Here is a 488-nt window from a genome sequence, read left to right on the forward strand (position 1 = left end):
TCCGCGGGGCCGGGGGACCTGCGCGCCCCGGCCTGGGCGCCCTTTATGCACTGATGGGGGGGCGCGGGAGAATGTTCTATCGTTGGCGTGCGGCCTTGCGTGTAGTTGGCGGCAATGGAACAGCCCCGGCCATGGCCGGAAAAGAGCTTGAAAAATGGTTACACATTGGGCAGGATCATTTCCCAATACCTCGGTTGACGGGCATATTCACAGTGACACATAAGACTCTGCAAAGAGCGATGATATCGTGTTGAAATCCAGTCGGATTGCTGAATCGGACGGTAGTGGTCAACTGTTTGGCAACTTCGCCTTTCCGGTCTGTAGCCGCTAACTTTTATACGGTGGGAATAACAGATAAAGAAATGAAGTACAGAAAGATACATCCGCCGGAACAGATATCTATCAATGAATCTTTAATCATAGAAGGAGATGCTTTGTATGCCCTCAGGACTCTTCCTGAGAAAGCGGTTCGTTGTGCGATAACGTCT

At 51.4% G+C, this 488-nt stretch carries 1 protein-coding gene; it reads left to right on the forward strand.

All coding sequences use genetic code 11. From position 1 onward, the window contains the following. Nucleotides 1-362: 362 nt before the first annotated feature. On the forward strand, nucleotides 363-488 hold a 126-nt coding region (locus tag OXU43_02160; GenBank protein ID MDD9823964.1), incomplete at its 3' end, for a site-specific DNA-methyltransferase.

This window comes from Gammaproteobacteria bacterium (genome assembly GCA_028817255.1).
GTDB classification, from domain to species: Bacteria; Pseudomonadota; Gammaproteobacteria; order Porifericomitales; family Porifericomitaceae; genus Porifericomes; species Porifericomes azotivorans.